The organism is Streptococcus infantis (assembly GCF_047464415.1).
GTDB lineage: Bacteria > Bacillota > Bacilli > Lactobacillales > Streptococcaceae > Streptococcus > Streptococcus infantis_AE.
In genome coordinates, this window is the sequence record NZ_JASHBX010000014.1 from 20924 (window position 1) to 33977 (window position 13054).

General features: G+C 40.9%; 13 protein-coding genes. 12 read left to right on the forward strand and 1 reads right to left on the reverse strand.

Features of this window, described 5'->3' with window-relative positions:
• Positions 1-26: 26 nt before the first annotated feature.
• Genes rapZ through whiA form a run of 3 tightly spaced genes read left to right on the forward strand, consistent with a single transcriptional unit; the run spans position 27 to position 2799 of the window.
• On the forward strand, positions 27-917 hold the full coding sequence (rapZ, locus tag QM460_RS08505; protein ID WP_049527541.1) for an RNase adapter RapZ: 891 nt from the start codon (positions 27-29) through the stop codon (positions 915-917).
• Positions 914-1891: a YvcK family protein gene (locus tag QM460_RS08510; RefSeq protein ID WP_049527543.1), complete on the forward strand. Its 978-nt coding sequence runs from the start codon at positions 914-916 to the stop codon at positions 1889-1891. The genes rapZ and QM460_RS08510 overlap by 4 nt, the downstream gene beginning before the upstream one ends.
• Positions 1888-2799 (forward strand): DNA-binding protein WhiA, encoded by a 912-nt coding sequence (whiA, locus tag QM460_RS08515; protein WP_414289823.1) that lies wholly within the window; start codon positions 1888-1890, stop codon positions 2797-2799. Before QM460_RS08510 ends, whiA begins: the two co-directional genes overlap by 4 nt.
• Before the next feature lie 33 nt (positions 2800-2832).
• Here whiA and QM460_RS08520 read toward each other — a convergent pair whose 3' ends face one another.
• The gene (locus QM460_RS08520; RefSeq protein WP_045763532.1) at positions 2833-3801 is read right to left on the reverse strand and encodes an NAD(P)/FAD-dependent oxidoreductase; all 969 of its coding nucleotides are present in this window, start codon (positions 3799-3801) and stop codon (positions 2833-2835) included.
• A gap of 134 nt (positions 3802-3935) precedes the next feature.
• Here QM460_RS08520 and cdaA point away from each other — a divergent pair, with 134 nt between their 5' ends.
• The 9 genes from cdaA to QM460_RS08565 all read left to right on the forward strand — a co-directional run bounded on the left by cdaA (position 3936) and on the right by QM460_RS08565 (position 12952).
• Entirely contained in the window at positions 3936-4793 is an 858-nt protein-coding gene (cdaA, locus tag QM460_RS08525) for a diadenylate cyclase CdaA (protein ID WP_414257924.1), read from the forward strand.
• Positions 4780-5571: a YbbR-like domain-containing protein gene (locus QM460_RS08530; RefSeq protein WP_414289824.1), complete on the forward strand. Its 792-nt coding sequence runs from the start codon at positions 4780-4782 to the stop codon at positions 5569-5571. Before cdaA ends, QM460_RS08530 begins: the two co-directional genes overlap by 14 nt.
• 25 nt (positions 5572-5596) lie before the next feature.
• Positions 5597-6946, forward strand: coding sequence for a phosphoglucosamine mutase (gene glmM / locus QM460_RS08535; RefSeq protein ID WP_414289825.1), 1350 nt, complete (start codon positions 5597-5599; stop codon positions 6944-6946).
• A 65-nt stretch (positions 6947-7011) separates the two neighbouring features.
• A complete protein-coding gene (locus QM460_RS08540; RefSeq protein WP_153224934.1) occupies positions 7012-7386 on the forward strand; it encodes a DUF1149 family protein in 375 nt (124 codons plus the stop codon).
• Between the two features lie 3 nt (positions 7387-7389).
• Positions 7390-8238, forward strand: a complete 849-nt coding sequence (locus QM460_RS08545) for a DegV family protein (protein WP_414289826.1) — start codon at positions 7390-7392, stop codon at positions 8236-8238.
• A 281-nt stretch (positions 8239-8519) separates the two neighbouring features.
• A complete protein-coding gene (gene dapB, locus QM460_RS08550; RefSeq protein ID WP_414282625.1) occupies positions 8520-9287 on the forward strand; it encodes a 4-hydroxy-tetrahydrodipicolinate reductase in 768 nt (255 codons plus the stop codon).
• Positions 9284-10483 carry a CCA tRNA nucleotidyltransferase gene (locus tag QM460_RS08555; RefSeq protein ID WP_414289827.1) on the forward strand — a complete coding sequence of 400 codons (1200 nt, stop codon included), beginning with the start codon at positions 9284-9286 and terminating at the stop codon, positions 10481-10483. The genes dapB and QM460_RS08555 overlap by 4 nt, the downstream gene beginning before the upstream one ends.
• On the forward strand, positions 10480-12348 hold the full coding sequence (locus tag QM460_RS08560; RefSeq protein WP_414289828.1) for an ABC-F family ATP-binding cassette domain-containing protein: 1869 nt from the start codon (positions 10480-10482) through the stop codon (positions 12346-12348). Before QM460_RS08555 ends, QM460_RS08560 begins: the two co-directional genes overlap by 4 nt.
• Positions 12335-12952 carry a hypothetical protein gene (locus tag QM460_RS08565; protein WP_414289829.1) on the forward strand — a complete coding sequence of 206 codons (618 nt, stop codon included), beginning with the start codon at positions 12335-12337 and terminating at the stop codon, positions 12950-12952. The genes QM460_RS08560 and QM460_RS08565 overlap by 14 nt, the downstream gene beginning before the upstream one ends.
• Positions 12953-13054 lie beyond the last annotated feature (102 nt).

A 13054-nucleotide genomic window follows, 5' to 3' on the forward strand; every position in this document is an offset into this window, starting at 1 on the left:
ACTTCTTTTGATATAAGGAGACAAAGATGACAAAGAAACAACTTCACCTGGTGATTGTTACAGGGATGAGTGGTGCAGGAAAAACTGTAGCTATTCAATCCTTTGAAGATTTAGGATATTTTACCATTGATAATATGCCACCTGCCCTCTTACCAAAATTTTTACAGTTAGTTGAGACCAAGGATGATGACCACAAGTTGGCCCTAGTGGTTGATATGCGTAGTCGTTCTTTCTTCTCAGAGATTCAGGCTGTCTTGGATGAATTGGAAAACCAAGATGATTTAGACTTTAAAATCCTCTTTTTGGATGCGGCAGATAAGGAATTGGTGGCACGTTATAAGGAAACTAGAAGAAGTCACCCTCTGGCAGCAGATGGTCGTATTTTGGACGGAATTAAGCTGGAACGTGAACTCTTGGCACCCTTGAAAAATATGAGTCAAAACGTGGTTGACACGACAGAGTTAACTCCACGTGAACTTCGAAAGACCATTGCAGAACAGTTTTCAGATCAAGAACAGGCTCAGTCCTTCCGTATTGAGGTTATGTCTTTCGGGTTTAAATATGGCATTCCTATTGATGCTGACTTGGTATTTGATGTTCGTTTCCTCCCAAATCCCTACTATCTACCAGAACTTCGCAATCAGACAGGTGAAGACCAGGCCGTTTATGACTATGTTATGAATCATGAGGAATCTGAGGATTTCTACCGCCATTTGTTGGCTTTGATTGAACCAATCCTACCTGGCTACAAAAAAGAAGGAAAATCTGTTTTAACCATTGCAGTAGGTTGTACAGGCGGGCAACACCGAAGCGTTGCCTTCGCCAAACGATTAGCCACTGATTTGTCTAAAAATTGGCCTGTAAATGAAAGTCATCGTGATAAAGACCGAAGAAAGGAAACGGTAAACCGTTCATGAGAAAACCAAAAATTACGGTGATTGGTGGAGGAACTGGAATCCCTGTTATTTTAAAAAGTTTGCGGGAAAGAGATGTGGACATTGCAGCCATTGTAACTGTTGCTGATGACGGAGGTTCTTCAGGTGAACTGCGTAAAAATATGCAGCAGTTGACACCACCTGGTGATTTACGCAATGTCCTTGTTGCCATGTCAGATATGCCAAAGTTCTATGAGAAGGTTTTTCAATACCGCTTTTCGGAGGATGCAGGTGCCTTTGCTGGACATCCGCTGGGGAATATTCTCATAGCAGGGCTTTCTGAAATGCAGGGTTCAACCTATAATGCCATGCAACTACTGAGTAAATTTTTCCATACGACTGGAAAGATTTATCCATCTAGTGATCACCCCTTGACCTTGCATGCAGTCTTTAAAGATGGTTCAGAAGTAGCTGGGGAAAGTCACATTGCAGACCATCCAGGCATGATTGACCATGTTTATGTCACCAATACCCTGAATGATGAAAAACCGCAGGCTAGCCGTCGAGTTGTCAATACCATTCTTGAGAGTGATATGATTGTCTTAGGACCTGGTTCACTCTTTACCTCCATTTTGCCGAATATTGTCATTGAAGAGATTGGACAAGCCCTTCTTGAAACCAAAGCAGAGGTGGCTTATGTTTGCAATATCATGACCCAACGTGGTGAGACTGAGCATTTTACAGATAGTGATCATGTGGAAGTCTTGCATCGTCATCTTGGTCGCCCCTTTATTGATACCGTACTTGTTAATATCGAAAAGGTTCCAAGAGACTATATGGACACCAACCGTTTCGATGAGTATCTAGTTCAGGTTGAGCATGATTTTGAAGGCTTACGTAAGCAAGTCCCCCGTGTCATTTCATCCAACTTCCTACGTTTGGAAAATGGTGGTGCCTTCCATGATGGGGATTTAATCGTAGATGAGCTCATGCGAATCATACAGGTGAGAAAATGAGTTTCACAGTAGCAGTAAAAGAAGAAATCCTAGGTCAACACCACCTGAGTCGCTATGAGTTATCAGCCATTATTAAGATGTCTGGAAGCGTAGGTTTGTCTAGTTCTGGCTTGACCTTATCCGTTGTTACAGAGAGTGCCAAGCTTGCCCGCCATCTTTATGAATCGTTCTTACACTTTTATGGTATTAAGTCGGAGATTCGTCATCATCAGAGAAGCAATCTTCGTAAAAATCGGGTCTATACTGTGTTTACAGATGAACAAGTCCAAGAACTTTTAGCGGATTTGCGTCTGGCTGATTCTTTCTTTGGTCTGGAGACGGGAATTGATCCAGATATTTTAGGAGATGAAGAAGCAGGTCGTGCCTATCTCTGTGGTGCTTTTTTAGCAAACGGGAGTATTCGAGATCCCGAGTCAGGCAAGTATCAGCTGGAAATTAGTTCAGTTTATCTAGATCATGCCCAAGGGATCGCTTCGCTCTTGCAGCAGTTCTTGTTAGATGCCAAGGTGATTGAACGAAAAAAAGGTGCAGTGACCTATCTCCAGCGAGCAGAAGATATTATGGATTTCCTGATTTTAGTAGGAGCTATGCAGGCACGTGATACTTTTGAAGGTGTCAAGATTCTCCGAGAAACTCGAAATGACCTCAATCGTGCCAATAATGCAGAGACGGCAAATATTTCTCGTACGGTTTCAGCGAGTATGAAAACCATTAACAATATCAGTAAAATCAAAGATAGAATTGGTTTGGATAATCTGCCAGCAGACTTGCAGGAAGTCGCCCGTCTGCGTATCCAGCATCCAGACTATTCTATTCAAAAGTTGGCAGATAGTCTGACAAATCCCTTAACCAAAAGTGGTGTCAATCATCGCTTGAGAAAGATCAACAAAATCGCAGAGGAATTGTAAAAACCACGAATCGCATGATTCGTGGTTCTTTTCTTATAGACTTGTAGAGTGTTTTGGTTGTACTTTCTGTTCTGGGTCAATGTAGTTAATGGCATTGTTGACAGCAGTTGGTGCTTCACCAAGACCTGTTGCAATCAAGTCAATCTTACCTTCGTAGTAGCAGCAGTCACCGATAGCATAAATTCCAGCTTGGCTTGACTCTTGCTTGCTATTGACGATAATCTTGTGGCGGTTCAGTTCTAATCCCCATTTTTTAAGATTACCGACAGAAGATTTAAAGCCATAGTTGACAAAGAGGTGGTCCAATTCAATGGTTTCGGTTTCATCGGATTTGACTTTTGTGATTTCAAGCTTGTCAAGAGTTTGGCCGTCACCAAGAAGTTGACTCGGCACAAATGGTGTTTTGATAGTTACAGAAGACTCTTGCAAGGCCTGTACGCTATGCTCAAGTGCACGGAAGTTATCGCGACGGTGAACAAGTGTAGTTGGAGCAATCTTTTCAAAAGCTAAAGCCCAGTCAACGGCTGAGTCACCACCACCCAGGATGGTTACCTTCTGACCAGCATATTGTTGAATATTAGAAACGTGGTAGTGGATATTGTCATAGCCTTCAACACCTTCTAATTCGAGTGGACGTGGTTTAAAAGCACCACCACCCATAGCAATAATAACGGTTTTAGAAGTATGATTTCCCTTATTGGTTGTAATCTTAAAAACATCATCCTCTTTTTCAATCTCAAGAACAGTTTCATTGAGGTGAACAGGTGTCTCAAACCCTTCAAGTTGTTCCAGAAGGCGGTTAGTCAATTCTTCCCCTGTGAGGTTTGGAAAACCTGGAACATCGAGAATTTGTTTTTCAGGATATAGGATGGCAGGTTGACCACCTAGTTGAGGAAGAGAATCGATGATTTGTACTTTGGCTTGACGAAGGTGAGCATAAAAGGCTGCGAAAAGACCGACAGGTCCACCTCCTACAATGGTAATATCATATAGTTCAGACATGGTTTCTCCTTAATTCATTTCTATCATTTTATTCTATCATATTTTCTACCAATTTAAAATGAAGTAGGGGGAAGAAAATTTTTATATAAAATGATATAATGAAGAGTAGCTTTTTTATGGAGAGGAGGCCTAGAATGAATTTTCAGCAATTATCTAATCTTCAATACTGGTCTAGTTTGTTTTCCAGTCCTTGGAGTATTCTGATAAATGTGATTGATATTCTTATCGTTGCCTATATCTTATACCAATTTACAAAATCAATTGCAGGAACCAAGATTATGATCCTGGTTCGAGGTGTTTTAGTTTTTATCTTAGCTCAGATAGCAGCAAATACCCTAGGCTTGACAACTATTTCCTGGTTGATCAATCAATTGATTACTTACGGTGTTATCGCAGCGGTAGTTATTTTCTCTCCAGAAATTCGGACAGGTTTAGAGCGCTTGGGACGTGCGACTGATTTCTTTTCAAGTACACCAATGAGTTCAGAAGAACAGATGATTCAGGCCTTTGTTAAGGCAGTTGAATATATGAGCCCTCGTAAAATTGGAGCACTGGTCTCTGTTCAGCGTGTCAGAACCTTGCAGGAATATATTTCCACGGGGATTCCTTTAGATGCTAAGATTTCTGCAGAACTCTTAATCAATATCTTCATTCCAAACACACCTTTACATGATGGTGCAGTCATTATAAAAGGTGATCGAATAGCTGTAACATCTGCTTATCTTCCACTTACTGAAAACACTGATATTTCTAAGGAGTTTGGAACGCGACACCGTGCAGCCATTGGTTTATCTGAAGTATCAGACGCCTTAACATTTGTTGTGTCAGAAGAAACTGGAGGCATTTCCATTACCTATAATGGTGTCTTTAAGCATGATTTAACGATGGAAGAATTTGAGGAAGAACTACGTCGTATACTGATTCCGGAAAATTCACAAGAGCCAAGCTTATCAGAGCGTATATTAGGAGGCTGGAAGAATGAAAAAAAATAGTTTATATATCATCTCCTCACTCCTCTTTGCTTGCGTTTTATTTATCTACGCTACCTCTATTAATTACCAAAATAATAATAATGCAAGACCGGCTCGAACAGAAACCTATACCAATACAGTCGTAAATGTACCGATTGATATTCAGTACGATAGTGAGCAGTATTTTATTAGCGGTTTTAGTTCAGAAGTAACGGTATTTTTAACTGGATCCAATCGAGTAACCTTAGCTAGTGAGATGCAAGAAAGCACTCGTAAATTTAAGGTTACTGCAGATTTAACACAGGCGACAGAAGGAACCGTTGAAGTTCCCTTGACAATTGAAAATCTTCCGAACGGTTTAACAGCCCTAGCAACACCGCAGAAAATCACCGTTAAAATTGGGAAGAAAGCAACACGGGATAATTTACCAGTCACTCCACAGATTGACTCTGGTAAGGTTGATGAACGAATTCTTATCGATAGTGTGACTGTTTCAGATGAACGCGTTTCGGTTACTAGTGATGTTGATACCTTGTCTAAGATTGATAAGATTGTGGCTGTTTTACCAACTAGTGAAAAAATTACAGGAAATTATACAGGTTCAGTTCCTCTACAAGCTATTGATAAGAATGGAACAGTTTTACCAACGGTGATTACACCGTATGAAACAACCATGAAGATAACAACGAAACAAGTTCGATCAGCTAGTAGTTCAAGCTCTTCAACTACTAGCTCATCTTCGGGCAGTTCGTCTTCAACTGGTTCTGAAACCAAGCCAGACTCTTCAAAAAAAGATTAATAAAACAATAGAAAAGGATAAAAAAATGGGTAAATATTTTGGAACGGACGGAGTCCGTGGAGAAGCAAACGTAGAATTAACTCCAGAATTAGCTTTTAAATTGGGACGTTTTGGAGGTTATGTCCTCAGTCAACATACGACTGAAGCACCAAAAGTTTTTGTAGGACGTGACACTCGTATCTCAGGTCAAATGCTTGAATCTGCCTTGATTGCTGGTCTCCTTTCAGTCGGAATTCACGTTTATAAGCTTGGAGTTCTTGCAACACCAGCAGTAGCTTACTTGGTGAAAACTGAGGGAGCGAGTGCAGGTGTCATGATTTCAGCAAGTCACAATCCAGCTCTTGATAACGGAATTAAATTCTTTGGTGGTGACGGCTTTAAACTAGACGATGACAAAGAAGCAGAAATCGAAGCCTTGCTTGATGCAAGTGAAGATACTCTTCCACGTCCAAGTGCAGAGGGCTTAGGTACGGTTGTAGACTACCCAGAAGGTTTGCGTAAATATGAAGCCTACCTCGTTTCAACTGGAACTCCTCTTGAAGGGATGAAGGTTGCCTTGGACACTGCTAACGGAGCAGCTGCAACAAGTGCTCGTCAAATTTTTGCAGACCTAGGTGCTCAATTAACAGTTATTGGTGAAACACCAGATGGTCTTAACATCAACTTGAACGTTGGTTCAACTCATCCAGAAGCCTTACAAGAACTTGTGAAAGAAAGCCAGTCTGCCATTGGTTTAGCCTTTGATGGTGATAGCGACCGTTTGATTGCAGTTGATGAAAACGGAGAAATTGTCGATGGTGACAAGATTATGTACATTATTGGTAAATACCTTTCTGAAAAAGGTCAGTTGGCCCAAAACACGATCGTAACAACAGTTATGTCCAACCTTGGTTTCCATAAGGCCTTGGATCGTGAGGGTATCAATAAAGCAGTCACTGCTGTTGGAGACCGCTATGTCGTTGAAGAAATGAGAAAATCTGGCTACAATCTCGGTGGTGAGCAGTCAGGTCACGTTATCTTGATGGACTATAATACTACTGGTGATGGTCAGCTTTCAGCAGTTCAATTGACGAAGATCATGCAAGAAACAGGTAAGAGTTTGTCTCAATTGGCCTCAGAAGTGACCATTTACCCACAAAAATTGGTCAATATCCGTGTGGAAAATGCCATGAAAGAAAAAGCTATGGAAGTGCCAGCTATCAAGGATATTATCGAGAAGATGGAAGCAGAAATGGCAGGCAATGGCCGCATCCTCGTTCGCCCAAGTGGAACGGAGCCACTCTTGCGTGTCATGGCTGAAGCCCCAACCACTGAGGAAGTAGACTACTATGTAGACACTATTGCTGAAGTTGTTAAAACTGAGATTGGTATTTAGTAAATCTAGCAGAAAATAAAAAAATATGGTACAATGGCAACTATATTGTACCAATGGAGATGAAAATGAATTTAAAACGTGAACAAGAATTTGTTAGTCAGTATCACTTCGATGCGCGTAACTTTGAATGGGAAAATGAAAATGGAGCACCTGAAACTAAGGTAGATGTAAACTTCCAGTTGCTTCAGCATGATCAAGAAAATCAAGTGACCTCTTTAGTAGTTGTTTTGAGCTTTATGATTGTCTTTGATAGATTTGTCATTAGTGGAACGATTTCTCAAGTCAATCATGTTGAAGGTCGTATTATCGATCAACCAAGTGATTTCAGCCAAGAAGAGGTTGAGACACTAGCTCGTCCATGTTTGGATATGCTTAATCGTTTGACTTATGAAGTAACAGAAATTGCCCTTGATATACCGGGAATTAATTTGGAGTTTTAAGAAATGAAATTAGCGGTCATAACAGACTCATCTGCTTTTCTACAAGCGGAAACCTTGCGGAAAGAAGATTTATTTGTGCTAGACATTCCTGTGAATATCGATGGACAGGAGTATGTTGAAGGTGTAAATCTAACCGCTCAAGAATTTTATGAAAAAATGGCTTCAGCAAGCGAATTGCCAAAAACGAGCCAACCAAGTATTGCCAAGTTGGATGAAATTTTATCATCTTTAAAAGATAAAGGCTACACACATGCCTTGGGCCTTTTCTTATCTTCTGGAATTTCAGGATTTCACCAAAATATCCAGTATATGAAGGATGAATATGAAGGGTTAACCATTGCCTTTCCTGATACCCGTACTACAAGCGCTCCTCTAGGCTATATGGTTGAGAGTGTCTTTAGATGGGCTGAGCAAGGCGAAGAGTTTACTACCATTTTAGATCAGTTGGAAAATCAAATCCAGAAAACTTCAGCCTTTATCATGGTGGATGATCTTGACCATCTAGTTAAGGGGGGACGACTCTCTAATGGTGCAGCCATTTTGGGGAATCTCCTTAGTATCAAGCCAATCCTATATTTCAATGACCAAGGTGTGATAGAAGTATATGAAAAGGTTCGTACAGAGAAAAAGGCTACAAAACGCTTAGTTGAAATTGTTAAAGAAGCAACAGCTAATGGGAATTACCAGATTACTGTCATTCACGGGAATGCTCCTCAAAAAGCAGCAGATTTGCGCCAGTTTTTGATAGATGGTGGAGTGGCTACAGATGTTTCAATTGCAACCTTCGGTAGTGTTATTGGGACTCACCTGGGAGAAGGAAGTATTGCTCTGGGCTATACACCCATAATCTAGACTATTTTTCATGGACAGTTAAGGTCCTTTGTATCTTAGAATTGAACACGCCTGGAACTCTGTGTGAAAAAGATAGTTCTTCCAAGGAGTAGATACTCCTTGATCAGAACTCCTATTTTCACTTTGTGTTCTTACAGGCTTTGTATCTTAGAAACTGAACACGGACTACCTACCTCTTGAAAAAAGATGCCTGTCTTTCCTTTCGTGGAAAGTCAGCGCCATTCCCTATTTTTCATGGGCAGCTAAGGTCCTTTGTATCTTAAACAGGAGTAGAGATTGAGATGAGTATTCGAGTAATTATTGCTGGTTTTAAGGGGAGAATGGGACAATCTGCTTGTCAGATGGTTTTGTCTGATCCTGAACTTGAACTAGTAGCAGTATTGGATCCTTTCGAAACTGCAACAGAATGGCAGGGAATTCCAGTATTCAATGATAAGAATGACTTGGCAGGCTTTGAAGCAGATGTCTGGGTGGACTTTACAACACCAGCTGTTGCCTATGAGAATACCCGTTTTGCGCTTGAAAATGGCTTTGCACCTGTCGTTGGAACAACAGGTTTTACTAGTCAAGAGATTGAAGAACTAAAAGAATTTTCTCGTTCTAAAAACTTGGGTGGCTTGATTGCTCCTAACTTTGCCTTGGGTGCTGTCTTACTCATGCAATTTGCGGCACAAGCTGCAAAATACTTCCCAAATGTAGAGATTATTGAGCTTCACCATGACAAGAAAAAAGATGCCCCTAGCGGAACAGCTATCAAAACAGCGGAATTGATGGCAGAGGTTCGTGAGTCTATCCAACAAGGTGCGAGTGATGAGGAAGAAATCATCTCAGGTGCACGTGGTGCTAACTTTGATGGTATGCGAATCCACTCAGTCCGTTTGCCAGGTTTGGTAGCTCATCAGGAAGTTATATTTGGAAATCAAGGAGAAGGATTGACCCTACGTCATGACTCCTATGATCGTAGCTCCTTCATGACAGGGGTGAATTTGGGAATCAAAGAAGTTGTCAAGCGTCATGAGCTTGTCTATGGATTAGAACACTTATTATGAGATTAACACAAATGCCTTCTGAATTTCAGAAGGCTTTACCAGTATTAGAAAAAATTAAAGAAGCAGGATTTGAAGCCTATTTTGTTGGAGGCTCTGTTAGGGATGCCCTACTCAATCGTCCCATCCATGATGTGGATATTGCGACTTCATCTTATCCAGAAGAGACCAAGCAGATTTTTCCACGGACAGCTGATATTGGCATTGAGCATGGAACCGTCTTGGTTTTAGATGGAGATGAAGAGTACGAAGTAACCACATTCAGAACGGAAGATGTCTATGTAGACTACCGTAGACCAAGTTCAGTTTCTTTTGTTCGTTCGTTAGAAGAGGACCTCAAACGACGTGATTTCACAGTCAATGCCTTTGCCTTGGATGAGACAGGGGAAATCGTTGATTTATTTGATGGTTTACAAGATTTAGAAAATCAAGTTCTACGTGCAGTTGGTGTAGCTAGTGAACGTTTTAATGAAGATGCTCTACGCATCATGCGTGGATTTCGTTTTCAAGCCAGTCTTGGTTTTGAACTCGAGCAAGAAACCTTTGAAGCGATGAAGACCTTAACGCCACTCTTAGAGAAAATTTCTGTGGAACGTACTTTTGTTGAATTTGATAAACTTCTACTAGCTCCTCATTGGCGAGTAGGTCTGTCTTCTATGATTGCAAGTAAAGCTTATGATTATCTTCCAGATATGGCTGGTAGTCAGGACAAACTCCAATCTTTGTTTGACTTAGAGACTGATTTTACCTTTGAATCTTCTGAGCAAGCCTGGGCTGCACTTTTATGGGTTTTAGAAGTGGAAGATGCTCAACAATTTTTGAAACATTGGAAAACTTCGCGTCAATTCGCTAAGCAAGTTCAAGATTTGCTAACAATCTTAGAACTTCGTGAAGAAGGGGAACTAAGCAAGCGCGATTGTTACCGCTTTGATCTAGATTTGCTTTTACAGGCTGAAAATCTTCGTCAGGCTCAAGGAAAAGAAGTCAATCCACAGGTCATCACAGAGACTTATCACAGCCTAACTATCCATGATAAGAAAGAAATTCAAATCAATGGTGGGATTTTGATCAAGGAATACGGCTATCAACCTGGACCAGAAATGGGAGAAATTTTAGCAGAGATTGAGTATGCTATTGTGGATGGAGATTTGGAAAATAACTTGGAAGCTATTCATGCCTACTTGAGGGAGAAAAAATGAGTGATTTTATTGTTGAAAAACTAAGTAAATCCGTTGGGGACAAGACCGTCTTTAAGGATATTTCCTTTATCATTCATGACTTGGACAGAATCGGTCTTATCGGTGTCAACGGAACTGGAAAAACAACCCTTTTAGATGTGCTTTCTGGAGTTTCAGGTTTTGATGGTGACGTAAGCCCTTTTTCGGCAAAAAATGATTACAAGATTGGCTATTTGACTCAGGACCCAGATTTTGATGATAACAAGACTGTCTTGGATACTGTTCTATCGAGTGATTTGAAAGAAATCCAGTTGATCCGTGAGTATGAATTGCTCATGCTCAACTACAGTGAGGATAAGCAGGCACGTTTGGAAAGGGTTATGGCAGAGATGGATTCCCTCCAAGCTTGGGAAATTGAGAGTCAGGTCAAGACCGTTCTCAGCAAGTTGGGAATTCAGGATTTATCAACTCCCGTTGGAGCCCTGTCAGGTGGTTTGCGAAGACGGGTTCAGTTGGCCCAAGTACTTTTGGGCAACCATGACCTCTTGTTACTAGATGAACCAACCAACCACTTGGATATTGCGACCATTGAGTGGCTAACCCTCTTCTTGAAAAATTCTAAGAAGACGGTTCTCTTTATCACCCACGACCGTTACTTCCTAGATGCTCTTTCAACGAGAATTTTCGAGTTGGACCGAGCTGGTTTGACAGAATATCAAGGAAATTACCAAGACTATGTTCGTCTCAAGGCGGAACAGGATGAGCGCGACGCAGCTCTTCTTCACAAAAAGGAACAGCTTTACAAGCAAGAATTGGCCTGGATGAGACGACAACCACAGGCTCGTGCAACCAAGCAACAAGCACGCATCAATCGATTCCATGACTTGAAAAAGGAGGTTTCTGATACTAGTGTTGAAACAGACTTGAGCATGAATTTTGAAACTAGCCGTATCGGTAAAAAGGTCATCGAGTTCAAGGATGTTTCCTTTGCCTATGACGACAAACAGATTCTGCAACATTTTAACCTTTTGGTTCAAGCTAAAGACCGTATCGGAATCGTTGGTGACAATGGTGTTGGTAAGTCAACTCTTCTCAATCTCATTGCGGGAAGTCTTGAGCCAACGGAAGGAGAGGTTATTATCGGTGAGACAGTTCGCATCGCCTATTTCTCTCAACAAATCGAAGGCTTGGATGAGAGTAAGCGAGTTATCAATTACCTACAAGAAGTGGCAGAAGAGGTTAAGACCAGTGGTGGCTCTACGACCTCTATCGCTGAGTTGCTAGAACAGTTCCTTTTCCCTCGTTCAACGCACGGTACTTTGATTGAGAAGCTGTCAGGTGGAGAGAAGAAACGTCTGTACCTCCTTAAACTTCTTTTGGAAAAACCCAATGTTTTACTTTTGGACGAGCCAACCAATGACCTTGACATTGCGACCTTAACAGTTCTAGAAAATTTCTTGCAAGGCTTTGCAGGTCCAGTTTTGACAGTTAGTCACGACCGCTATTTCCTTGATAAGGTTGCGACTAAGATTCTTGCTTTTGAGAATGGTAGCATTCGTCCTTTCTTTGGGCATTACACCGACTACCTAGATGAAAAAGCCTTCGAAGCAGAAGCAACAAGTCAAGTTCAAAAGGCTGAGAAGGAAAAGGTAGTCAAGGTCCGTGAAGAAAAGAAACGCATGACCTACCAAGAAAAGCAAGAGTGGGCAAGTATTGAAGGTGACATCGAAGCCTTGGAAAACCGTATCTCTGTCATTGAAGAGGAAATGCAGGCCAATGGCTCTGACTTTGGCAAACTAGCTACTCTTCAAAAAGAGTTAGATGAGAAGAATGAAGCCTTGCTTGAAAAATATGAACGCTATGAATATTTAAGTGAGTTGGCGTAATGGAAGAAAAATTATCAAATGGAGCAGTAAGAAAATCATTTGGACTATTGTTCTCTGCTTCCTTGAGTTAGCTTTTCTTCTTTGGATCCTATCTTTTATGATGACCTATCCCAAGGAGGCACCTGTGGGATTGGTGGCATTAAGACTCTTTGTCTTATTCTTAATCATCATTGTTGGATGGATTTTGTATGAACGTTTGCGACTTCTTTTTTCAGATAAAGAGTATTTGAAATGTACGGCCCAAGGTTTTTCCTATAAGCCACATCCTAAAAAAGATTGGCAGTTTTATTCCTGGGGGCAAGTAGAAACATTTTCTCTAATGAGAATCAAGGGTGGTAGAAGTTCAAGGGATTTTTATACTATTGAAGTTCATTTTAATGATAAAGATCTTTTGAAAACCAACTCTTTATGGAATCGTCTACGAAGTAGATTTTCGACTGCAAAGCAATCAAATGTTTTGAAAATCCCAATCTATTTGCTGGACGTCGGTTTACCGCGAAGAGTATTTGAAACCATGTCCTACTTTGAGCGAGAGTGGCGTATCGAACAAAATCGTCAACTCAATCAAAAATCTAAAAGCAAAAAGAAGGAAAGATTTCATTAAACGTGCAATAGTTACAGATTTGATTAGAAGCCTTGGACTCAGTTTCCAGGGTTTCTTTCTATTTCTCTTTTCTAAGATTTATGGTATAATAGGGAGTAAAAA